We start from the raw sequence: 21,800 nt of genomic DNA, 5'->3' as shown, positions 1-21,800 counted from the left end.
CCTACTCAGAACCGCTCGGATCCTGCGAAGGTCACTTGATGACGAACGCGATGGCGAGGGTGATGATGAAGAGCGCCTCAGCGAGAACGAAGCCGAGGATCGCGCGGCCGAACAGCGTGCCGGCAGCCTCGGGCTGACGGGCGATGCCGCCGATGAGGGCCGCGAAGATGAGGCCGATGGCAACGCCCGGGCCGATGGCGGAGAGACCGAGGCCGATGAGGTTGAGGTTGCCGTCCATGGGCTTTTCCTTTCGTCTGCGACGTGACTGTCACGTCGCCGTTTTGGCGAAACTTGTGGGGGTCGTGCGGGTGGAGCTGGGTCTTCGACGGCTCAGTGCTCGTCGGCGATGGCCTCGCCGATGTACATCGCAGCGAGCAGCGTGAAGACGTAGGCCTGCAGGAACATGACGATCAGCTCGAGGAAGCTGACCGCGATGCCCATCAGGAAGGCCAGGATGCCGACGCCCCCGTGGACGAGGTTGCCGTCCTGCAGGAGGTAGGCGCCACCGGTCGCGAAGAGTGCGAGCAGGAGGTGGCCGGCGAACATGTTGCCGAAGAGACGCAGCGTGAGCGTGAACGGCCGCACGACGATGTTGGAGAGGAACTCCAGCGGGACGAGCAGGACCAGGATCCAGCTCGGCACGCCGTGGGGAACGGTGGCGTGCTTGAAGAAGCCGAAGAAGCCGTGCTTCCAGATGCCGGCACCGATGAAGGTCAGCCAGGCGATCGCGGCCAGCGGCACGATGTAGCCGATGCGGCCGAACGACGGCAGCTGCAGCAGCGGCACGATGCCGTAGTAGTTGTTGACCACGATGAAGAGGAAGAGCGAGAAGAGGAACGGCACGAACTTCATGAAGTGCTCGGAACCGATCGACTCACGCGCGATCGTGTTGCGCACGAAGCCGTAGACCATCTCGCCGGCGAACTGCAGGCGGCCGGGGACGACCGAGGCCTTGCGCGACGACGCGATCATGAAGCCGAGGATGAGGACCGCAGAGAGGCCGACCAGCAGCATCGACTTGGTGACGCCCGCGCCAACCTCCGGCAGGTTGAAGATGCCGGCATTGGGGGCCTCGAAGCCCGACTCCCCCGCCTTGACGCTGGCGGCCGCAATTGCAGCGGTGAGGCTCACTCTGTCTCCTTGCCGTGGCTCTGCTCGTCGGTCGCGGTGGGCGTGCCACCGAACCGCTTGAAAGTCATGTAGATGCCGAGAGTCGCTCCGAAGAGGATCCCGATGACGACCAGGAACTCGGTCCCCAGCCACCAGTCAGCGAGCCACCCCATGGCGCCGTACAGCAGAACTCCGGACACGAGGTATCCGAAAGCGAGCCACGGGTCGCCCTGTGGCTGCTGTGTTTCTTCCGTGCGAGGCATCGCGGGCCGGACAATACCAGTCATGAGCCGTCGTCGCTCACCGGCGTGAGGTCGTGAACGCCGGTCACGTCGTGCCGGGCCCGCCACGCTCCCAGCAGCTGTCCGGCGACCCACGCGACGGTGGCCGCCGCGATGCTGAGAGCGAGCCAGCCCGCCGAGAGCGCGTCCTGCATCGCCTCGTCCCGGGTGTAGCGGATGTAGAGCGCGAAGAGGACGGCTACCTGCGCGACATAGGTGAGCATCGCGACGAGGAGGCTCGCCTCGGGGACCCACCGGACCACGAGGGCCATCGTGAGCACGCCGAACAGGAGGACGCCGAGCACGGCGAGGCCGCCGGTCAGCGCACCGGCGAGCCCACGGTCACCCGCCACGACAGCGGCGAGGACGGCCAGGACGCCCACGGCGACGACCGTGAACGCCGCGCCGAGGACCATCGGCACCAGCGCGTCGCGGACGGCGCTGCGCGTGCTCTCCGGATTGCTCGTCACGTGGGGGAAGCCTCTCGTTCGTGCTCGGGGCGGTGGGGCAGGTGGACGCGCGGCACCGCGACCGTGAGGAAGACCGTCACCGCGAACCACACCGCGAGCGCGGCGAAGACCACCGGGCCGGAGTAGAGGCTCGCCACGACGGTGCCGTAGCCGACGAGGGCTGCCCACAGCCAGATGACCAGCACGGCACGGCGGTGCGAGTGGCCGATCTCGAGCATCCGGTGGTGCAGGTGCTGCTTGTCGGGGTGGTAGAACATCTGGCCCCGTCGCGTCCGGCGGATGACGGCGAGGACCAGGTCGGCCATCGGCACGATCAGGATCGACAGGGGCAGCAGGATCGGCAGCAGCGTGGGCAGCAGGCTGGCCTCCGCGCCGTCACCGCCCCGCGTCACGGCGGACGCCGGGAACTGGCCGGTGAGCGTCAGGGCGCTGGCGGCCAGCACGAGGCCGAGCAGCATCGAGCCGCTGTCACCCATGAAGAGCCGCGCGGGGTGGAAGTTGTGCGGCAGGAAGCCGGCACACGCGCCGGCGAGCGCGGCACACAGCAGCGCGGCTGTCATCGCCAGCACCTGGCCGTTGAGGTTGGCCAGCTGGTAGCAGTAGAGCAGGAACGCGCTGGCGCCGATGCCCACGACGCCCGCAGCGAGGCCGTCCAGTCCGTCGACGAAGTTCACCGCGTTGACCGTCGCGACCACGGTGACGACCGTCAGCAGCGAGGCGAGGTCGGGGGGCAGCGAGAACTGGCCGATGCCGGGCAGCGGGAAGTGCAGGTAGGTCACCCCGAAGAGGATCAACAGGCCTGCCGCCACGACCTGCCCGCCGAGCTTGGTGAGCGCATCGAGCTCCAGCAGGTCGTCGAGGACGCCGATCGCGCAGATCAGCGCGCCGGCGACCAGCACCACCCCCGCGTCACGGAAGACGTTGCCGGGGTTCTTCGCGCTCAGGAACGGCAGGTGGCGGGCCACCAGGTACGCCGCGACCATCCCGCCGAGCATCGCGATGCCGCCGAAGTACGGGATCGGGATGACGTGCATGTCGCGGTCACGGACCTGCGCGACCGCCCCGGTGCGCAGGGCGATCTCGCGGGCGATGACGGTCAGCAGGTAGGTCACCGAGCCGGCGACCAGGAAGACGACGAGGTACTCGCGCATCAGCCCTCGTCGCCGGCGTCGTCGGCCACGAGCGTGACCCCGAGCGGGACGGTGACGGCGTTGAGCTGCTCCAGGCTGAGCGCCCCGAGCCGGAGCACGCGCGGCGCGTCGGGATCGGTCGCCGCGACGATCGTCGACGGCTCGGAGCCGGCAGACGGGCCGCCGTCGAGCAGCACGGTGATCTCGCTGCCGAGCATCTCCTCGGCGGCGTCGGCGTCGGTGGCGGCGGGGTGGCCGGTGAGGTTGGCGGAGCTGACCGCCAGCGGGCCGGTGCGCTCCAGCAGCGCGAGCGCGACCTCGTCGTCGGGCATCCGCACGGCGACCGTTCCGCGGGTGTCGCCGAGGTCCCACTGCAGCGACTGCTGCTGGTGCAGGACGACGGTCAGCGCGCCGGGCCAGAACTCAGCGGTCAGCGCACGCACCCACTCCGGGATCCGGATGGCCAGCGCGTCGATCGTCGAGGCGGCACCGATCAGCACCGGCGGCGGCATCTCCCGTCCGCGGCCCTTGGCCGCGAGCAGGCGGCGTACGGCGGCGGGGTCGAAGGCATCGGCGCCGATGCCGTAGACGGTGTCGGTGGGCAGGACGACGAGCTCGCCCCGGCGTACGGCAAGGGTCGCGGCCTCGAGGGCCTCCTCGCGTGCGGCGGGATCGGTGACCGGGAAGCGCTTCACGGGGCTCATCGTGCCAGCCGGGCCGTCAGGAAGCGTGCACGACCTGCCAGGTCCCGGTGGTCACGGACCTCGCGCCAGCGTCCGGTGGCCGCGAAGACAGCCGGGGCGGACTCGCCCTGGACGTCAGCGTGCTCGGCGCCCACGACTCCCCCGGGCTTCAGCAACGACGCGGCATGGGCCTCGAGCAGCCGCATCGCGTCGAGGCCGTCCTGGCCGGAGAAGAGCGCCAGGTGCGGGTCGTGGTCGCGCGCCTCGACGGCGACCGACTCCCATGCCTCGAGCGGGATGTACGGCGGGTTGCAGACCACGACGTCGACGGCGCCCTGGAGGTCCGGGAAGGCCGTGAAGGCGTCGCCGTGGTGCAGGTCGACGCCGGTGCCGGCGAGGTTGCGGGCTGCCCAGGCGTGAGCGCTCTCGTCGAGCTCGACGGCGTGGACCTGCGCTGCCGGGACCTCGTCGGCGATCGCCTTCGCGATCGCCCCCGACCCGGTGCAGAGGTCGACCACGACGGGAGCCTCGCCGGCGGCACGCGCCTGCTCGATCGCCCAGCCCGCCAGCAGCTCGGTCTCCGGTCGCGGCGTGAAGACGCCCGGGCCGACCTGGAGCGTGACGTGCCGGAAGTGGGCGACGCCGGTGAGGTGCTGCAGTGGCTCCCTGCTCTGCCGGCGTCCCAGGAGGTCCTCCAGCGCGTCCCACTCGCCTGCCGAGATCTCGCGACCCCGGATGTCGAGAAGCGCCAGCTCGCCCGGATCGACCTGGAGCACGTGCGCGATCAACAGACGGGCGTCGGAGTCCGGGGACTCGACGCCGGCCTCGGCGAGGCGGCGAGCCGCCTCGGCCACGGTGGCGCGGATCCGGCTCACGACTCGCCGCCCTCGAGGCGCCCCAGCCGCTCGGCCAGATCGGCCTGGACACAGCTGTCCAGGACCGGGCCGAGCTCACCGTCGAGCACCGTGTCGAGGTTGTAGGCCTTGAAGCCCGTGCGGTGGTCGGAGATGCGGTTCTCCGGGAAGTTGTAGGTGCGGATCCGCTCCGAGCGGTCGACGGTGCGAACCTGGCTCTTGCGCGCTGCGCTCGCCTCCGAGGCGGCGGCCTCCTCGGCGGCCGCGAGCAGGCGGGCCCGCAGGACGCGCATCGCGGACTCCTTGTTCTGCAGCTGCGACTTCTCGTTCTGGCAGCTGACCACGATGCCGGTCGGCAGGTGTGTGATGCGCACGGCCGAGTCGGTGGTGTTGACGCTCTGCCCACCGGGCCCGCTCGAGCGGTAGACGTCGATGCGGAGGTCGCCCTCGTTGACCTCGACGTCGACCTGCTCGGCCTCCGGCATCACGAGTACGCCGGCGGCGCTGGTGTGGATCCGGCCGGCCGACTCCGTCGCGGGCACCCGCTGGACGCGGTGCACCCCGCCCTCGAACTTGAGCAGCGCGTAGGGCGCCTCGCCGGGCTCGGGGGTCCCCTTGGCCTTCACCGCGGCCGTGACGGACTTGTAGCCGCCGAGGTCGGACTCGTTGGCGTCGAGGACCTGCACGGTCCACCCGCGGCGCTCGGCGTAGCGGGTGTACATCCGCAGGAGGTCGCCCGCGAAGAGCGCGGACTCCTCACCGCCCTCCCCCGACTTCACCTCGAGGATCGCGTCCTTGCCGTCATTGGGGTCGCGGGGCACCAGCAGCTGACGGAGCTTCTCGGCCACCTGCTCGCGGCGGACGGACGCGGTCTCCGCCTCGGCGGCGAACTCGGGGTCCTCCGAGGCGAGCTCCCGCGCAGCCTCGATGTCCTCGCCCAGCTGCTGCCACTCGCGCCACGTCCGGACGATGGCCGACAACTCGGCGTACCGCTGGTTGAGGCGCTTGGCCAGGCCCTGATCGGCGTGGGTGGCAGGGTCGGCGAGCCGCTGCTCGAGATCGGCGTGCTCTGCGGCGAGGCCCTCTACGGCGTCAAACATCTCCACGTCCCTTGCACTCCCGGCATCAAGCGAAATGACGAGCGCCGGCCGCCCGCACGCATGCGGGGGCCGGCGCCCAGAAGCTGCTACTTCTTGCCGTAGCGAGCCTCGAACTTCGCGACGCGACCGCCGGTGTCGAGGATCTTCTGCTTGCCGGTGTAGAACGGGTGGCACTGCGAGCAGACGTCGGAGTGGATCTTGCCGGAGCTCAGCGTGCTGCGGGTCTGGAACGACGCGCCGCAGGTGCAGGTGACCTCGGTGACGACGTACTCGGGGTGAATGTCCTTCTTCACAACTTCTCCTGGGATTCGAGGGCTCCGGGTCGCCCGTCCGGATGGACGTGCGTGAACCGGGACCAGCGGGCAATTCTGCCACCTGACGGCGGCCGCTCCAAACCGGGGCCTGGTCGACGATTCAGACGACGATGCCGAGCAGCAGCACCATGAGCAGGCCGGTGACCGAGAGGACGGTCTCCATGGCCGACCACGAGCGCAGCGTCTGGCCGACCGAGAGCCCGAAGTACTCCTTGACCAGCCAGAACCCGGCGTCGTTGACGTGGGAGAAGAAGACCGAGCCGGCACCGATCGCGAGGACGACGAGCGACGTCTCCCCCGACGACAGGCCGTCGACGAGGCCAACCATCAGCGAGCTGGCGGTGATCGTCGCGACCGTTGCCGAGCCGGTGGCCAGGCGGATCAGCACCGCGAGCACCCAGGCGAGCAGCAGGACCGAGACGTTGGCGCCCCTGGCCCAGTCGGCGAGCATCGTGCCGATGCCGGTGTCGACCAGGACCTGCTTGAAACCGCCGCCGGCGCAGACGATCAGCAGGATGCCGGCGATCGCGGGCAGCGAGCGCTCGATGATCTTGCCGACCTCCGCGCGCCCGAAGCCGGCTCCACGGCCGAGCGTGAACATGCCGACGATGACGGCGATCAGCAGCGCGACCAGCGGGGTGCCCAGGATGTCGAGCACGCGGCGGGTCAGGTCGGTCGGCTCGTCGATGAAGATGTCCGCGAGCGCCTTGCCCATCATCAGCACGACCGGCAGCAGCACCGACGCCATGGTGATGCCGAACGCCGGGCGACGCGTCGTGGTCTCGCCGGCGTCGGCGTCGAAGCGGGTCGGGGCCGGGACGACGACCCAGGTGCCCGCCAGCCGGCCGAAGAGCGGGCCCGCGACGATGACGGTCGGCAGGGCGACGAGGACGCCGAGCGCCAGCGTGGTGCCGAGGTCGGCGCCGAGTGCGTCGATCGCGACGAGCGGGCCAGGGTGGGGCGGCACGAGGCCGTGCATCGCCGACAGGCCGGCAAGGGCGGGGATGCCGATGGTCACGATCGACAGCTGCGACCGCCTCGCGACGAGGTAGATGACCGGCATCAGCAGGACCAGGCCGATCTCGAAGAACATCGGCAGGCCGATGATCGCGCCGACGAGCGCCATCGCCCAGGGCAACGCGCGCGGTGAGGCGTGGCCGACGATCGTGTCGACGATCTGGTCGGCGCCACCGGAGTCCGCGAGGAGCTTGGCGAACATGGCACCGAGCGCGATCAGGATGCCCACCCCCGCCGCCGTCGAGCCGAAGCCGGCGGTGAAGCTGGTCAGCACATCCTCGAGCGGCACGCCGGAGACCACACCGACAGTGAGGCCGCCCGCGATCAGGGCCAGGAACGGGTGCACCTTGAGGGCCATGATCAGGACGACGATCAGCGCGATGGCGCAGAGGGCGGCGGTGATCAGCTGCCAGCCGGGCGCCACCGGCTCGATCACGGGGGCGGGGCCTGCCATCGGCAGGACGAGCGCAGTCATCGGATCTCCTTCTCTGCGACGCAGCGTGCGTCGACGTACTGCTGGACGATGTCGTCGACCGCGAGGTCGACGTCCAGGACGAGGCCGTGCTCGTCCGGAGCGAGGGGCTCGAGCGTCGCGAACTGCGACGTGAGCAGGGAGGCCGGCATGAAGTGGCCGGTGCGCGCCGCCTGGCGGGCCGCGATGAGGTCGCGGGTCCCGTGCAGGTGGAGGAAGTCGACGCGCTGCGCGTGGTGGCGCAACTGGTCGCGGTAGCGCCTCTTGAGGGCCGAGCAGCTCATCACCCCGCCGGTGGCGTCGTGGGCAGCGAGCCAGCCGCCGATCGTCTCGAGCCAGGGCCAGCGATCGTGGTCGTCGAGCGCCTCACCGGCGGCCATCTTGGCGACGTTCGCGGCGGGGTGGAAGTCGTCGGCATCGGCGAAGGGGACGCGCAGGCGCTGGCCGATGGCCGCGCCGACGGTGGTCTTGCCGGAGCCGGAGACGCCCATGACCACGAGCAGCGGCCGAGCGTGGTGCAGAGCAGTCATGATCTCTTCCTCGTGTGGTGGTGGTCACATGAGATCGCAAAAGGTATGCCTTTTGCAAGACCTTGAGGATTATTCGTCTGCCTTTTCGCTCGGGTGCCTGACATGCCACGCTGTGCCCATGACCTCCTCCCCCGTCGCCCGGGCGCTGCACGGCTCGGTGCTGGACGCGCTCGGCACCGCGGTCACCGCGGGCCGGCTGCTGCCGGGGAACGTGCTGACCCTCGACGGCATCTGCCAGGAGTACGCCGTGTCCCGCAGCGTCGCGCGCGAGGCCGTGCGCGTGCTGGAGTCGATGGGGCTGATCGCCTCACGCCGCCGGGTCGGACTCACGGTTCGCGACAGGGCGCACTGGAACGTCTTCGACCCCCAGGTGATCCGCTGGCGCCTGGCCGGCGAGGACCGCGTCGCCCAGCTGCTGTCACTGTCCGAGCTGCGCCTCGGCGTCGAGCCGGTGGCCGCGCGCCTGGCCGCGACGCGGGCGACGCCCGAGCAGAGCCGTCGGCTGGCCGAGGCGGTGCGCGACATGGAGATTTACAGTGGGCAAGGGGCGCTCGCGGAGTTCCTCCACAGCGACCAGCTCTTCCACCGGACCCTGCTCGAGGCCAGTGGCAACGAGATGCTCGCCTCGCTCGGCGAGATGGTCGGCGGCGTGCTCGAGGGGCGTACGCACCATCACCTGATGCCGGCGAAGCCGAACCCCGAGGCGATCGCGCTCCACGACGCGGTGGCCCGCGCCGTACGGACCCGGGATCCCGACGGCGCCGAGCGCGCGATGCGCGCCATCATCGACGAGTCGGTGCAGGCGATGGCCGAGGAGGCCCGGGACTGAGCAGTCCCGGGGCCACCCCGGGTCAGCGTCAGCTCGTCTGCAGCAGCTCGCGGTGGCGGGTGCCCGAGGCCGCCGCGTCGACGGCCGGGAACTCCTCGCCCTCGTCCGCGCGGCGGAGCCGGAGCTCCATGTTCGCCGTGCCGGCGAACTCCTCGAAGATGACCTCGTCGGTCTTGGAGCCCGAGTCGACGAGCGCCGTGGCGAGGATCGTCAGCGAGCCGCCGTTCTCGATGTTGCGCGCGGCGCCGAAGAACTTCTTCGGCGGGTAGAGCGCTGCGGCGTCGACACCACCGGCGAGCAGGCGGCCCGACGGCGGGAGAGCCAGGTTGTAGGCCCGGCTCAGGCGGGTGATGCCGTCGACGAGCACGACGACGTCGTGGCCCAGCTCGACCAGGCGCTTGGCCCGCTCGATCGCGAGCTCCGCGACGATGGTGTGGTCGACCGCCGGGCGGTCGAACGTGCTCGGGATGACCTCGCCCTTCACGCTGCGCTGGAAGTCGGTGACCTCCTCGGGGCGCTCGTCGACGAGCACGACCATGAGGTGGCACTCCGGGTTGTTGGCGCTGATCGACGCGGCGAGCGTCTGCAGCACGGTCGTCTTGCCGCCCTTGGGCGGGCTGACGATGAGGCCGCGCTGGCCCTTGCCGATCGGCGCGGCGGAGTCGATCGCCCTGCCGAGCGCGTTGTCACGGTCGGTGGCGAGACGCAGCTGGTCCGTGGGGTGCAGCGGGGTGAGCTTCTCGAAGACGACGCGGTCCTTCGCGGTCTCCGGGTCGACCCCGTTGACGGAGTCGATGCGGACCATCGGGTTGAACTTCTCCTTGCGCTCGCCCTCGCGGGGCTGGCGCACCTGGCCGACGATCGCGTCGCCGCGGCGCAGGCCGAGCTTGCGGACCAGGCTGAGGCTCACGTAGACGTCCTCGGCACCCGGCAGGTAGCCGCTCGTGCGCACGAACGCGTAGTTGTCGAGCACGTCGAGGATGCCGGCGGCCGGCACCAGGATGTCGTCCTCGAGGATCGTGGTGTCGGGCTCATTGCGGCCGCGCGCGCTGCGGTCACGGTCGCGCCCGCGGCGGCGACGGTTGCCGCCCTCGCCGTCGTCAGCGGGCTGTCCGGCCTGCTGGCCACCCTGGTTCTGCTGGCCTTGCTGGCCACCCTGCTGGTTTCCCTGGTTGCCCTGCTGGCCGCCCTGGTTCGGCTGGCGCTGCTGGTTGCCCTGCTGCCCCTGACCACCCTGACGGGTGTTCTGCTGCCGTCCACCCTGCTGGGCGCCCTGCTGGCCGCCCTGCTGCTCGGCGTCGTCCTGCTTCTCCGCCTGCGGCTCGCGCTGGTCGCCGGACGGCTGCTCGGCACCCGCGTCGTCGGCGTTGCGGTTGCGGTTCCGGTTGCGGCGGGCACGGGGCTGGCCCGGCTCTCCCTGCTCTGCCTGCTCACCCTGGGGAGCGTCGGACTGCGGCTCGGCCGCGGCCTTCGCGTCACCCTGCGGGGCGTCATTCTCGGGGGTGTCCTTCTTCGGCGTGCGCTGGCGGGGGCTGTCGCCCTGCGGCGCCTCGCCCTTCGGCGTACCGGCTCCCTGGATGGCGGCGACGAGGTCGGCCTTCTTCATCGAGTTCGAGCCGGGGATGCCGAGGGCGCCGGCCATCGCCTTGAGGTCGGCGAGCAGCATGCCGTTGAGGCCAGCGGGCTTCTTCTGGGCCTTCTTGGCCGGCTGGGCTTCGGGTGCTTCAGTCACGTGAGGTCCTTCCCACACGTCGGGCGCCGCGCACAGAGGCGGCGTCGTGAGGTGATTCCCCCGCAGGCAGGCACCGGTCGGTGTCGGCGAGCGAAGGAGACGATGCCCTCGACCTCAACGGCCGGCGGGCGGGGCGCCCACGGATTCGGGACGCGTCGACACAGTAACACCGGCGCTATCGTGCCGAGCAGGCATCCGTACGCCGGGCAGTCACCCGGCCGCCGCTGCGCCAGAGGTCAGGAGACGACGACGCCGTCGTGGTCGACCTCGAGCGGGTAGGAGACCCAGCCCTCCGGCGTACGGGAGACGAGGGCCTGGCGCTCCGTACGGGAGGTGGCGAAGGCGAGCACGGTCGGGCCGGCGCCGGACACGATCGCGGCGTAGCCGTCGGCGCGCAGCGTCCGGACCAGCGCCAACGACTCCGGCATGGCCGGCTCCCGGTACTCCTGGTGGAGCCAGTCACGCGTGCCGTTGAGCAGGTGCGACGGCTGCCCGGCGAGCGCTGCCACGAGCAGGGCGGCGCGGCCTGCGTTGGCAGCCGCGTCCGCGTGCGGCACGGTGGCTGGCAGCAGGCCGCGGGCGACCTTCGTCTCGACCGGGGTCGAGGGCACGAAGACGACCGCGGAGATCGACGGGTCGACCGGCGAGGAGACCGCGTAGAACGCGTCGCCCTCGTGGCCGGCGATCACGAACCCGCCGTACGCCGCAGGGGCGACGTTGTCGGGGTGGCCCTCGATCTCGGCGGCGAGCTCGAAGAGCCGGTCGTCGGACATCAGCAGGTCGCCACCGACGACCAGGCCGCGGCCCAGCGCCAGACCGGCCACGATCGCGGCCGACGAGGAGCCGAGGCCGCGGGCGTGCGGAATGACGTTGTCGCAGGTCAGCTTGAGGCCGCGCTCCGACTGGGGCAGCCCGACCGGGTCCTCGCCGAGCTCCTCGAGGGCGCGGTTGATGCAGCGGACGACGAGGTGCGAGGAGTCGCGCGGGACGGTGTCGGCGCCGACGCCCGAGACCTCCACGACGAGCCCCGCGGGCAGCACGCACGCCGTCAGCCGGTCGCGCATGGAGAGCGCGAGGCCGAGGGCGTCGAAGCCGGGACCGAGGTTCGCCGAGGTGGCGGGGACGCTGACGCGGACGACCGAGTCGACGAGCGCCATGTGCTCAGAGACCAGCCGCAGCCGCAGCCGCGTCGACGTCCGCGTCGACCACGGTGTCGACGACGCTGCCGAAGCCGGCGAGCGCGGTGACGGTGTCCTTGAGGCCGTGACCGGTCACGGTGATGACGACGGTCTTGCCGGCGTAGGACTCCCCCGCCTCGAGCTCGCCGAGCAGGCCCGCGACACCGGCGGCGGACGCCGGCTCGACGAAGACGCCGTCGTGGGCCGCGAGCGCGCGCTGGGCGGCGAGGATCTGCTCGTCGGTGCGGGAGTCGAAGCGGCCCTCGGACTCCTTGACCGCGTTGGTCGCGAGGTCCCACGAGGCCGGGTTGCCGATGCGGATGGCGGTGGCGAGGGTCTCGGGGTCGTCGACCGGGTGGCCGAGCACGAGCGGCGCGGCACCGGCGGCCTGGAAGCCCCGCATGACCGGGCGCTTCGTGGCCTTGCCGGCGGCTTCGTACTGCGTGTAGCCGAGCCAGTACGCCGAGATGTTGCCGGCGTTGCCGACGGGGAGCAGGTGGTAGTCAGGCGCGTCGCCGAGGAAGTCCACGATCTCGAACGCCGCGGTCTTCTGCCCCTCGAGGCGGTGCGGGTTGACCGAGTTGACCAGCGCGACGGGGTACTTCTCGGCCATCTCGCGCGCCATGCGCAGGCAGTCGTCGAAGTTGCCGCGCACCTGGATCACGACAGAGCCGTGGAGGACGGCCTGGGCCATCTTGCCCGCGGCGATCTTGCCCTCCGGCACGAGCACGACGGGGGTCACGCCGGCCTTGGCGGCGTACGCGGCCATGGCGGCGGAGGTGTTGCCGGTGGAGGCGCAGACGACGGCCTGGGCGCCCTGGTGCACGGCGACGGAGAGGGCCACGGTCATGCCGCGGTCCTTGAACGAGCCGGTCGGGTTGTTGCCCTCGACCTTGAGCCAGACCTCACCGCCGGTGAGGCCGGAGAGCCACTCCGAGTGGACCAGCGGCGTGCCACCCTCGCGGAGCGTGACGGCGGGGGTGTCCTGCGGGATGTCGAGGAGCTCGCGGTACTCCTCGATCACGCCCTTCCACTGGTGGGCCATCACTCGGCTCCTTCCACGCGCATCACCGAGGTGACGTCGCGCACGATGTCCATGTTGCGCAGGTGCTCGACCGTCGCGGCCAGCTGTGCGTCACGAGCGGGGTGGGAGACGACGACGAGCTGGGCGTCGGCCCCGCGTCCCTCCTGGCGGACGGTCTGGATCGACACGCCCTGGTCGGCGAAGGCGTTGGCGACGGCGGCGAGCACGCCCGCACGGTCGTCGACGTCGAGCTGCACGTGGTAGCTCGTGACGGTCTCGCCCATCGGCAGCAGCTCCCGCGCGGCGTACGCCGACTCACCGGCGCCGCGGGTGCCCGCGAGCCTGTTGCGGGCGACGGTGACGAGGTCACCGAGCACGGCGGACGCGGTCGGCGAGCCACCTGCGCCGGGGCCGTAGAACATCAGCTGGCCGGCGGCCTCGGACTCGACGAAGACCGCGTTGTACGCACCGCGGACCGAGGCCAGCGGGTGCGACGCGGGGATCATCGCCGGGTGGACGCGGGCGGAGACCGCCCCGTCGCGCAGCTCGCAGATCGCGAGGAGCTTGACCACCGAGCCCATGTCGCGGGCGGAGGCGACGTCGGCGGCGGTGACGTCGGAGATGCCCTCGCGGTGGACGTCGGCGGCCGTCACGCGCGTGTGGAACGCGAGCGAGGCCAGGATCGCGGCCTTGGCGGCCGCGTCGAAGCCCTCGACGTCGGCGGTCGGGTCCGCCTCCGCGTAGCCCAGCGCCTGGGCCTCGGAGAGCGCGTCGGCGAAGCCCGCACCCGACGTGTCCATCTTGTCGAGGATGAAGTTGGTGGTGCCGTTGACGATGCCGAGCACGCGGGTGACCTTGTCACCGGCGAGCGACTCGCGCAGCGGCCGGAGGATCGGGATCGCGCCGGCGACGGCGGCCTCGAAGTAGAGGTCGCGCCCGGCCTTCTCGGCGGCCTCGAAGAGCGTCGGACCGTCCTCGGCGAGCAGAGCCTTGTTGGCGGTGACGACGGAGGCGCCGTTGTCGAGCGCGGCGAGGATCAGCGTGCGCGCCGGCTCGATGCCACCGATGACCTCGACGACGAGGTCGATGTCCTCGCGGGTGACCAGGCCGATCGCGTCGGTGGTCAGCAGCTCCTCGGGGACCTCGACCTCCCGGGGGGCGTCGAGGCGGCGGACGGCCACACCGGCGAGCTCGACGGGCGCGCCGATGCGCGCCGCGAGGTCGTCGGACTGCTCCTGGAGCAGGCGGACCACCTGCGAGCCGACGGAGCCACAGCCGAGGACGGCAACCTTGAGCGGACGCATGGCCCCCAGCCTATCGGCCGTACGCCGGGTCCCCCGCCCACATCCCAGTCCCCGGAGTGCGTCCGGGGGCGGCTCAGCCGAGGTCGGTGGCGAGCAGGTCGTCCTCGGTCTCGCGACGCACGATCACGCGTGCCTGGCCGTCGCGGACCGCGACGACCGGCGGCCGCAGGGCGTGGTTGTAGTTGGAGGCCATCGAGCGGCCGTAGGCACCCGTGCCGGGCACCGCGATCAGGTCACCCGGGGCGATGTCGCCGGGGAGGAACTCGTGCTTGACCACGATGTCGCCCGACTCGCAGTGCTTGCCGACCACGCGCGCCAGCACCGGGGCGGCGTCCGAGCGGCGCGAGACGAGCGAGCAGGAGTAGTCCGCGTCGTACAGGGCGGGGCGGATGTTGTCGCTCATGCCGCCGTCGACCGACACGTAGGTGCGCGAGGCGCCTCCGTCGAGGGAGACCTGCTTCACCGTGCCGACGGTGTAGACCGTGCACATCGCCGGGCCGACGATGGCGCGCCCGGGCTCGATCGAGAGGTGGGGCCGGGGCAGGTCGAGGATGGTGCACTCGTCGTCGACGATCTTGGTGATCCGGTCGGCGAGGTCGCCGGGCGCGGCCGGGTCGTCCTGCGTCGTGTAGGCGATGCCGAAGCCGCCGCCGAGGTCGAGCTCGGGCATCGCGTGCTCCAGCTCCGCCGCGATGCGCGCGTGCAGCGCGAGCACCCGGCGGGCCGCGACCTCCCAGCCGGAGGTGTCGAAGATCTGGGAGCCGATGTGGCTGTGCAGGCCCCGCAGGTCGAGCGAGGGCTGGCGCACGATGCGGGCGGCGGCCTCGAACGCGTCGCCGGCCGAGATCGAGAAGCCGAACTTCTGGTCCTCGTGGGCGGTCGCGATGAACTCGTGGGTGTGCGCCTCGACGCCCGCGGTCACGCGGATCATCACCGGCTGCACGACGCCGAGCTGGGCGGCCACGTCGGCGATGCGGTCGATCTCCTGGAACGAGTCGACGATGATCCGGCCGACGCCGGCGGCGATGGCGCGCCGCAGCTCCATCGGGGCCTTGTTGTTGCCGTGGTAGCCGATGCGGGCCGGGTCCACGCCAGCGCGGAGCGCGACCGACAGCTCACCGTCGGAGCACACGTCGAGGCAGAGCCCCTCCTCCGCCACCCACTTCGCCACGGCGACCGAGAGGAACGCCTTGCCGGCGTAGTAGACGTCGTAGCCGGCGAACCCCTCACGGAACGCACGGGCCCGGGAGCGGAAGTCCTCCTCGTCCAGCACGTACGCCGGGGTGTTGACATCCGCGACGAGGTCGGGCACCGCGACGCCCCCGACGTGGAGGACGCCGTCGTCGTCCTTGCGTGCGGTCTTCGACCACAGCACGGGGATCAGCGCGTTGGCGTCGTCGGGCTGGCGCAGCCACACGGGCGACGAGCCGGCGAAGTCACCCGGCGGGACCTGGCGGGCCATCACATGCGCTCCGGGGCCGAGACGCCGAGCAGGTCGAGGCCGTTGCGCAGCACCGTCTGCATGGCGTTGACCAGCACGAGGCGCGAGAAGTTCGCCGGACCGGCCGGTTCGTCACCCTGCGGGAGCATGCGGCACTCCTTGGTGTCGTACCACTTGTTGAACGTGGAGGCGGTGTCCTCGAGGTAGCGCGCGATGCGGTGCGGCTCGCGCAGCTCGGCGGCCGACGCGACGACACCCGGGTAGGCGGCGAGGGCGCGCAGCAGCTCGCCGTCGCGCTCGTGCGCGAGCAGGCTCGGGTCGAAGGCGTCGACGGCCGCGCCGAGCGACATGCCCAGGTCGCCGGCGTTCGCGATCATCCGGCACGTGCGCGCGTGGGCGTACTGCACGTAGTAGACGGGGTTGTCGTTGGAGGCCTTGGTGATCTCGGCGACGTCGAGGACGAGCGGGCTGTCGGCCGGGTAGCGCGCCAGGGAGTAGCGCAGCGCGTCGACGCCGATCTCCTCGGCGAGCTCGTTGAGGGTGACGATCGTGCCCGCGCGCTTGGAGAGCTTGAGCTCCTGGCCGTCGCGCAGGATCTTCACGAGCTGGCCGATCATGACGTCGAGCGTCTGCGCCGGGTCGTCGCCGACGCAGGAGGCCATCGCCTTGAGCCGGTTGACGTAGCCGTGGTGGTCGGCGCCGAGCAGGTAGATGCAGTGGTCGAAGCCACGCGCCCGCTTGTTGAGGTAGTACGCCGTGTCGGAGGCGAAGTAGGTCAGCTCGCCGTCGCTCTTGATGAGCACGCGGTCCTTGTCGTCGCCGAAGTCGGTGGTGCGCATCCAGAGCGCGCCGCCCTCCTCGTAGACGTGGCCGAGGTCCTTCAGGCGGGCGAGGGTGTGGGGGACGCCGCCGGTCTCCTGGCCCTCCTCGTGGAGGCTCAGCTCGCTGAACCAGACGTCGAAGTGGGTGTTGAACCGCTCGAGGGTCTCCTGCTGCTCCTTGAGCTGGATCGCGTAGCCGACCTCGCGGACCGCGGCGACCCGCTCGTCACCCTTGAGCTGGAAGATCCCCGGCTGCGCCTCCTCGACGAGCTTGGCCAGGTCGTCGATGTAGCCGCCTGCGTAGCCGTCCTCGGGGGTCTCCTCACCGAGGGCGCTGGCGATGATCGACTTCGCGAAGTTGTTCATCTGCACGCCGCGGTCGTTGATGTAGAACTCGCGCGTCACCTCGGCGCCGGCGGCACTGAGCACGCGGCCGATGGCGTCGCCGAGCACGGCCCAGCGCGTGTGGCCCAGGTGGAGCGGGCCGGTCGGGTTGGCGGAGATGAACTCCACGTTGATCCGCTGCCCCGCGAGCGTCTCCAGCCGGCCGTACGCCGGACCCGCTGCGACGATCGCAGCGGCGACCTCGCCCTGGGCACCGGCCTCGACGAAGATGTTGAGGAAGCCGGGGCCGGCGATGTCGACCTGCTTCACACCCTCGGACTCCCCCAGCTTCGCGGCAACGAGCTCGGCGAAGGCGCGCGGGTTCATGCCGGCCTTCTTGCCCAGCTGCAGCGCGACGTTGGTGGCGTAGTCGCCGTGCTCCTTCTGGCGCGGCCGCTCGACGTTGACGGTCGCGGGCACGCCGTCGGGCAGCGTGAGGGTGCCGTCGGCCACGAGGGCCTGCAGGACGTCGACGATCGTGGCGGAGAGCTGCTCAGGAGTCACCGGGGAAGCCTATCGGCGGCCCCCGGTTTCCTCCGCACCGATATCAGCCGGTAGTGTCCGCTATCGCGCTGGTCACAGCGCACGCCCTCGTAGCTCAGGGGATAGAGCACTGGTTTCCGGTACCAGGTGTCGCAGGTTCGAATCCTGCCGAGGGCGCCACGAGCACGGCCCGCATCGCGACGCGATGCGGGCCTTTTCCGTTGTGCGGCAAGGGCTTTGTCACCACGTGAGGACGTGAGGTGTGTGGGGTGCGTCATCCGGAGTCCGAAACGGCGTCCCACCTGCCCCATTTCATCCGGCGTAGGTCTAGCCTTGCTCCCGTTGTCGTAACCCGAACGAGCCGCACCGGAAGAGGCGAAACTAGCCGTGGCCGAACAGAACAACCCACTCTCCGACTTCGGAGCCAATGAATGGCTCGTCGACGAGATGTTCGAGCAGTACAAGAAGGACCCGTCGAGCGTCGGACCCGAGTGGACCAGTTACTTCGCTGCGCGCAACGGATCCGGTACGCCGGCCCCCGCCGCTGCTGCCCCGGCTGCGGCTCCTGCCGCCCCGGCCGCACAGGCCCCGGCGGCTCCCGCCCCGGCTGCCCCGGCCCCCGCCGCGCAGGCCACGGCACCGATCCCGGTGGCCAAGCCGCGCCCCGACAACACCAAGGCCGTCGAGCCCGCGAAGGGCACGTCCAACCCGGCCCCGCGTGACCCGAAGCCCGCCGCCCCCACCGAGGCCAACGACGAGCCGTCGTACCAGCAGCTCAAGGGCATCCCGCTGGCGACCGCGAAGAACATGGACATCTCGCTCGCGGTCCCGACCGCGACGTCGGTCCGCAACATCCCGGTCAAGCTGCTGTGGGACAACCGCACGGTCATCAACAACCACCTCAAGCGCGCCCGCGGCGGCAAGGTCTCCTTCACGCACCTGATCGGCTACGCGATCGTCAAGGCGATCAAGGCCTACCCGGAGTACAACAACACCTACGCGGTCATCGACGGCAAGCCGACGATGGTCTCCCCCGCCCACATCAACCTGGGCCTGGCGATCGACCAGCAGAAGCCCGACGGCACGCGCCAGCTGGTCGCCCCGTCGATCAAGGGCTGCGAGGCGATGGACTTCGCGCAGTTCTGGACGGCGTACGAGGAGATCGTCAAGAAGGCCAAGAACAACAAGCTGGGCATGGACGACTACCAGGGCACCACGGTGTCCCTGACCAACGTCGGCGGCCTCGGCACCAACAACTCCGTCCCGCGCCTCATGCAGGGCCAGGCCGCGATCGTCGGCGTCGGCTCGATGGACTACCCGCCGGAGTTCCAGGGCGCCTCCGAGGAGACGCTCACCCGCAACGCGGTCTCGCGCATCATGACGATGACCTCGACGTACGACCACCGCGTGATCCAGGGCGCGCAGTCGGGCGAGTTCCTCCGCAAGGTGCACCAGCTGCTCCTCGGCGAGGACGGCTTCTACGACGAGATCTTCCGCTCGCTGCGGATTCCCTACCAGCCGATCCGCTGGGCCAACGACGTCTCGCACACGCACGACGACGAAATCAGCAAGCAGGCCCGGATCCTCGAGCTGATCCACGCGTACCGCGTGCGCGGCCACATGATGGCCGACACGGACCCGCTGGAGTACAAGCAGCGCAGCCACCCCGACCTCGAGATCGAGTCGCACGGCCTCACCCTGTGGGACCTCGACCGCGAGTTCGCGACCGGCTCGTTCGGTGGCGAGGGTCGCCGCTTCATGAAGCTGCGCCAGATCCTCGGCATCCTGCGCGACTCCTACTGCCGCACCACCGGCATCGAGTACATGCACATCATGGATCCCGAGCAGCGCCGCTGGATCCAGGAGCGCGTCGAGAAGCCGTACGACAAGGAGTCCCGCGAGGAGCAGCTCCGGATCCTGGAGAAGCTCAACCAGGCTGAGGCGTTCGAGACCTTCCTGCAGACGAAGTTCGTCGGCCAGAAGCGCTTCTCCCTCGAGGGTGGCGAGACCGCCGTCGCGGTCATCGACGAGATCGCCGAGGCCGCCGCGCAGGCGAAGCTCGACGAGGTCTGCATCGGCATGGCGCACCGTGGCCGCCTCAACGTGCTGGCCAACATCGTCGGCAAGTCCTACAACCAGATCTTCCGCGAGTTCGAGGGCAACATCGACCCGCGCACGGTCCAGGGCTCGGGCGACGTGAAGTACCACCTCGGCGCCGAGGGCGAGTTCGTCGCCGGCTCCGGCGACAAGATCAAGGTCTCCGTCGCGGCCAACCCGTCGCACCTCGAGACCGTCGACCCGGTCGTCACCGGCATCGCCCGCGCGAAGCAGGACGTCCTCAACCGCGGCAACGAGTACCCCGTCCTCCCGCTGCTCGTCCACGGCGACGCGGCGTTCGCGGGCCAGGGTGTCGTCGCGGAGACGCTCAACCTCTCGCAGCTGCGCGGCTACCGCACCGGTGGCTCGGTCCACCTGGTCATCAACAACCAGGTCGGCTTCACCACCTCGCCCGGCTCCTCGCGCTCGACGCTCTACTGCACCGACGTGGCCCGCATGGTCCAGGCGCCGGTCTTCCACGTCAACGGCGACGACCCGGAGGCGTGCATCCGCGTCGCCCGGCTCGCGTTCGAGTACCGCCAGGCGTTCAACAAGGACGTCGTCATCGACCTCGTCTGCTACCGCCGCCGCGGTCACAACGAGGGTGACGACCCGTCGTACACCCAGCCGCTGATGTACGACCTCATCGAGCAGAAGCGCTCGGTGCGCAAGCTCTACACCGAGTCCCTCATCGGCCGTGGCGACATCACGATCGAGGAGGCCGAGGAGGTCCTGCGCAACTACCAGGCGCTTCTCGAGCGGGTCTTCACCGAGGTCCGCGAGGCCGACGCCAAGCCGGACCAGTGGACCACCGTCCCGGACTACCCGGAGAAGAAGCTCGAGGGTGGCTCGACGGCCGTCTCCCAGGAGGTCCTCAAGCGGATCTCCGACGCGTACGTCACCCCGCCGGAGGGCTTCACCGTCCACCCGAAGGTGATGCCGCAGCTGCAGCGTCGCGCCGCCGCGATCAACGAGGGCCCGATCGACTGGGGCACCGGCGAGATCCTCGCGTTCGGCTCGCTCCTCATGGAGGGCCGCCCGGTCCGCCTGGCCGGCCAGGACTCGCGTCGTGGCACCTTCGTGCAGCGCTTCGCGACGATCATCGACCGCACGAACGCCGACGAGTGGACGCCGCTGGCGAACCTCACCGAGGACCAGGCGAAGTTCTTCGTCTACGACTCGCTGCTGTCGGAGTACGCCGCCCTCGGCTTCGAGTACGGCTACTCCGTGGCCCGGCCCGACGCGCTGGTCCTCTGGGAGGCCCAGTTCGGTGACTTCGTCAACGGCGCCCAGTCGGTCATCGACGAGTACATCTCCGCCGGCAAGACCAAGTGGGGCCAGGACAGCGGCGTCGTGCTGCTGCTCCCCCACGGCTACGAGGGCCAGGGTGCGGACCACTCCTCCGCCCGCATCGAGCGCTTCCTGACGCTCTGTGCCGACGAGGCGATGGTCGTCGCCCAGCCGTCCAGCCCGGCGTCGTACTTCCACCTCCTGCGCCGTCACTCGCTCGGTGGCGAGCACAAGCCGCTCATCGTCTTCACGCCGAAGTCGATGCTGAAGCGCAAGGAGGCCGCCTCGCAGCCGGCCGAGTTCACCTCGGGCGCGTTCCAGCCGGTCATCGCCGACACGGCGGCCGACCCGGCCAAGGTCAAGACGGTCCTGCTCGTCTCCGGCCGCCTCACCTGGGACCTCGTGGTCGAGCGCCAGAAGCGCGAGCGCGACGACGTCGCGATCGTGCGCGTCGAGCAGCTCTACCCGTGGCCGACCGCCGAGATCCAGGCCGAGCTCGCGAAGTACCCCAACGCCAAGGTCAAGTGGGTCCAGGACGAGCCGTTCAACCAGGGCCCGTGGCCGACGTTCGCGCTGAACATCGTCCCCGAGCTGGGTCGCCCGATCGAGGCCGTGACGCGTCCCGCGTCGTCCACGACCGCGGTCGGCACCGTGAAGCGCCACCAGGAGGAGGCCAAGGTCCTCTTCGACAAGGCCTTCGCCTGATCCCCGGATCACCAGCCTGACGACGAAGCCCCCGACCATCTGGTCGGGGGCTTCGTCGTTCGTGCGACGGGGCTGGAAGAATGGCCGCCATGTACTTCACCGACCGTGGCATCGAGGAGCTCCAGAAGCGTCGGGGTGACGAGGAGGTCACCCTCGAGTGGCTGGGCGACCAGCTCCAGGCGTTCGTCGACACGTTCCCCGAGTTCGAGACCCCCATCGAGCGCTTCGCGACCTGGCTCGCGCGCCTGGACGACCCCGAGGACTGACCCCCTTCGGGGCAAAGCAGAAGGCCCCGCCTCCCTCCCGGGAAGCGGGGCCGTCCTGGTGCTTGCTGGTCAGTCCTCGTCGAGGTCGTGCTCCACGCGGGCCCGGCGGGCCGCCTCACGGATCTCGAAGAGGTCCGTCGCGAAGCCACCGAGTGCCTTGACCACGTCACCCACCGCGGAGATCACGATGTGGGAGACCTGGCCGGCCGCGTGCGTCGCGGCCTCGATCGAGTCCTGGACCTGGTCCTTGCGGATCTCGGCCTTGCTGAGGTTGGTCATGACCCC

The 21,800-nt window shown here is 70.6% G+C and carries 21 protein-coding genes and 1 tRNA gene; 4 read left to right on the top strand and 18 right to left on the bottom strand.

Annotation, left to right across the window (positions count from 1 at the left end; translation table 11 throughout):
* Window positions 1-31 precede the first annotated feature (31 nt).
* The 11 genes from IEX47_RS03310 to IEX47_RS03260 form a co-directional block, all read right to left on the bottom strand.
* Entirely contained in the window at window positions 32-238 is a 207-nt protein-coding gene (locus IEX47_RS03310; RefSeq protein ID WP_188782531.1) for an ATP synthase F0 subunit C, read from the bottom strand.
* Between the two features lie 92 nt (window positions 239-330).
* Window positions 331-1,131 (bottom strand): F0F1 ATP synthase subunit A, encoded by an 801-nt coding sequence (gene atpB / locus IEX47_RS03305; RefSeq protein WP_229662579.1) that lies wholly within the window; start codon window positions 1,129-1,131, stop codon window positions 331-333.
* Window positions 1,128-1,310, bottom strand: a complete 183-nt coding sequence (locus IEX47_RS03300; protein ID WP_229662578.1) for a hypothetical protein — start codon at window positions 1,308-1,310, stop codon at window positions 1,128-1,130. Before IEX47_RS03300 ends, atpB begins: the two co-directional genes overlap by 4 nt.
* Before the next feature lie 83 nt (window positions 1,311-1,393).
* Window positions 1,394-1,861 carry a hypothetical protein gene (locus IEX47_RS03295; protein WP_188782529.1) on the bottom strand — a complete coding sequence of 156 codons (468 nt, stop codon included), beginning with the start codon at window positions 1,859-1,861 and terminating at the stop codon, window positions 1,394-1,396.
* On the bottom strand, window positions 1,858-3,012 hold the full coding sequence (locus tag IEX47_RS03290) for a glycosyltransferase family 4 protein (RefSeq protein ID WP_188782528.1): 1,155 nt from the start codon (window positions 3,010-3,012) through the stop codon (window positions 1,858-1,860). Before IEX47_RS03290 ends, IEX47_RS03295 begins: the two co-directional genes overlap by 4 nt.
* Window positions 3,012-3,686: an L-threonylcarbamoyladenylate synthase gene (locus IEX47_RS03285; RefSeq protein WP_229662577.1), complete on the bottom strand. Its 675-nt coding sequence runs from the start codon at window positions 3,684-3,686 to the stop codon at window positions 3,012-3,014. Before IEX47_RS03285 ends, IEX47_RS03290 begins: the two co-directional genes overlap by 1 nt.
* A 5-nt stretch (window positions 3,687-3,691) precedes the next feature.
* Window positions 3,692-4,549 carry a peptide chain release factor N(5)-glutamine methyltransferase gene (gene prmC, locus IEX47_RS03280; RefSeq protein ID WP_188782526.1) on the bottom strand — a complete coding sequence of 286 codons (858 nt, stop codon included), beginning with the start codon at window positions 4,547-4,549 and terminating at the stop codon, window positions 3,692-3,694.
* On the bottom strand, window positions 4,546-5,628 hold the full coding sequence (gene prfA, locus IEX47_RS03275) for a peptide chain release factor 1 (RefSeq protein ID WP_188782525.1): 1,083 nt from the start codon (window positions 5,626-5,628) through the stop codon (window positions 4,546-4,548). The genes prmC and prfA overlap by 4 nt, the downstream gene beginning before the upstream one ends.
* Before the next feature lie 86 nt (window positions 5,629-5,714).
* Window positions 5,715-5,921, bottom strand: a complete 207-nt coding sequence (gene rpmE / locus IEX47_RS03270) for a 50S ribosomal protein L31 (RefSeq protein ID WP_107699132.1) — start codon at window positions 5,919-5,921, stop codon at window positions 5,715-5,717.
* A gap of 121 nt (window positions 5,922-6,042) precedes the next feature.
* Window positions 6,043-7,434, bottom strand: coding sequence for a GntP family permease (locus IEX47_RS03265; protein WP_188782524.1), 1,392 nt, complete (start codon window positions 7,432-7,434; stop codon window positions 6,043-6,045).
* Entirely contained in the window at window positions 7,431-7,961 is a 531-nt protein-coding gene (locus IEX47_RS03260; RefSeq protein ID WP_229662576.1) for a gluconokinase, read from the bottom strand. The genes IEX47_RS03265 and IEX47_RS03260 overlap by 4 nt, the downstream gene beginning before the upstream one ends.
* 118 nt (window positions 7,962-8,079) lie before the next feature.
* Here IEX47_RS03260 and IEX47_RS03255 point away from each other — a divergent pair, with 118 nt between their 5' ends.
* Window positions 8,080-8,790 carry a FadR/GntR family transcriptional regulator gene (locus IEX47_RS03255; protein ID WP_188782523.1) on the top strand — a complete coding sequence of 237 codons (711 nt, stop codon included), beginning with the start codon at window positions 8,080-8,082 and terminating at the stop codon, window positions 8,788-8,790.
* A 28-nt stretch (window positions 8,791-8,818) separates the two neighbouring features.
* Here IEX47_RS03255 and rho read toward each other — a convergent pair whose 3' ends face one another.
* From rho to argS, 6 genes are all read right to left on the bottom strand, one after another.
* Window positions 8,819-10,522 carry a transcription termination factor Rho gene (rho, locus tag IEX47_RS03250; protein WP_229662575.1) on the bottom strand — a complete coding sequence of 568 codons (1,704 nt, stop codon included), beginning with the start codon at window positions 10,520-10,522 and terminating at the stop codon, window positions 8,819-8,821.
* Between the two features lie 236 nt (window positions 10,523-10,758).
* The gene (gene thrB, locus IEX47_RS03245; RefSeq protein ID WP_188782522.1) at window positions 10,759-11,679 is read right to left on the bottom strand and encodes a homoserine kinase; all 921 of its coding nucleotides are present in this window, start codon (window positions 11,677-11,679) and stop codon (window positions 10,759-10,761) included.
* Between the two features lie 4 nt (window positions 11,680-11,683).
* Window positions 11,684-12,745, bottom strand: a complete 1,062-nt coding sequence (gene thrC, locus IEX47_RS03240; protein ID WP_188782521.1) for a threonine synthase — start codon at window positions 12,743-12,745, stop codon at window positions 11,684-11,686.
* Window positions 12,745-14,028: a homoserine dehydrogenase gene (locus IEX47_RS03235; protein ID WP_188782520.1), complete on the bottom strand. Its 1,284-nt coding sequence runs from the start codon at window positions 14,026-14,028 to the stop codon at window positions 12,745-12,747. Before IEX47_RS03235 ends, thrC begins: the two co-directional genes overlap by 1 nt.
* A gap of 73 nt (window positions 14,029-14,101) precedes the next feature.
* The gene (lysA, locus tag IEX47_RS03230; RefSeq protein WP_188782519.1) at window positions 14,102-15,490 is read right to left on the bottom strand and encodes a diaminopimelate decarboxylase; all 1,389 of its coding nucleotides are present in this window, start codon (window positions 15,488-15,490) and stop codon (window positions 14,102-14,104) included.
* Window positions 15,490-17,178, bottom strand: coding sequence for an arginine--tRNA ligase (argS, locus tag IEX47_RS03225; protein WP_188782518.1), 1,689 nt, complete (start codon window positions 17,176-17,178; stop codon window positions 15,490-15,492). The genes lysA and argS overlap by 1 nt, the downstream gene beginning before the upstream one ends.
* Before the next feature lie 83 nt (window positions 17,179-17,261).
* Here argS and IEX47_RS03220 point away from each other — a divergent pair.
* The 3 genes from IEX47_RS03220 to IEX47_RS03210 all read left to right on the top strand — a co-directional run bounded on the left by IEX47_RS03220 (window position 17,262) and on the right by IEX47_RS03210 (window position 21,515).
* Window positions 17,262-17,337: transfer RNA gene (locus IEX47_RS03220), tRNA-Arg, on the top strand.
* Window positions 17,338-17,544: 207 nt separating this feature from the next.
* Window positions 17,545-21,249: a multifunctional oxoglutarate decarboxylase/oxoglutarate dehydrogenase thiamine pyrophosphate-binding subunit/dihydrolipoyllysine-residue succinyltransferase subunit gene (locus IEX47_RS03215; protein WP_188782517.1), complete on the top strand. Its 3,705-nt coding sequence runs from the start codon at window positions 17,545-17,547 to the stop codon at window positions 21,247-21,249.
* Window positions 21,250-21,338: 89 nt separating this feature from the next.
* Entirely contained in the window at window positions 21,339-21,515 is a 177-nt protein-coding gene (locus IEX47_RS03210) for a DUF6104 family protein (protein WP_188782516.1), read from the top strand.
* A gap of 69 nt (window positions 21,516-21,584) precedes the next feature.
* On the opposite strand, the gene IEX47_RS03205 is transcribed toward IEX47_RS03210, so the two are convergent.
* Complete coding sequence (locus IEX47_RS03205; protein ID WP_188782515.1) at window positions 21,585-21,794, bottom strand: hypothetical protein; 210 nt, start codon at window positions 21,792-21,794, stop codon at window positions 21,585-21,587.
* Between the last annotated feature and the right edge of the window lie 6 nt (window positions 21,795-21,800).

The sequence above is a fragment of the Nocardioides phosphati genome (assembly GCF_014646375.1).
Taxonomy (GTDB): Bacteria; Actinomycetota; Actinomycetes; order Propionibacteriales; family Nocardioidaceae; genus Nocardioides; species Nocardioides phosphati.
This window is presented reverse-complemented; position numbering and strand designations above follow the sequence as displayed.